The organism is Prescottella defluvii (assembly GCF_000738775.1).
Classification (GTDB): domain Bacteria; phylum Actinomycetota; class Actinomycetes; order Mycobacteriales; family Mycobacteriaceae; genus Prescottella; species Prescottella defluvii.
This window is the reverse complement of record NZ_JPOC01000247.1, coordinates 1-351: the sequence shown is the minus strand read 5'-3', so window position 1 is coordinate 351 and position 351 is coordinate 1. Positions and strand designations below refer to the sequence as shown.

Below are 351 nucleotides of genomic sequence, written 5' to 3'. Positions count from 1 at the left end.
CCGCGTCGTGGTGGTCTCGGTGCTGCTGGCGGTGGCGTGCACGTTCCTCGAACCGGTCCGCACCACCCTGTTCTACGGGCAGATCAACCTGGTCCTGATGGCACTGGTGCTGTGGGACGTCTCCCGCGCCGACGGCAGCAGGATCAAGGGCGTCGGCGTCGGCATCGCCGCCGGGATCAAACTGACACCGGCCTACTTCGTCCTTTACTACCTGGTGCTGCGGAAGTGGCGGGCCGCCCGCCCCCCCGCCCCCGCCCCCCCCCCCGCCCCCCCCCCCCGGCGGCGCGGGCGCCCGCGCCGGCGCGCGCGCGCGTGCGGCCCGGCGCCCGCGCGCTCCACCGCCCGCCCCCC

The 351-nt window shown here is 76.9% G+C and carries 1 protein-coding gene; it reads left to right on the top strand.

The window, feature by feature from the left end; genetic code table 11:
- The coding region (locus tag IJ15_RS0124730; RefSeq protein WP_156112223.1) for a glycosyltransferase 87 family protein at positions 1-351 on the top strand (351 nt) is incomplete at both ends.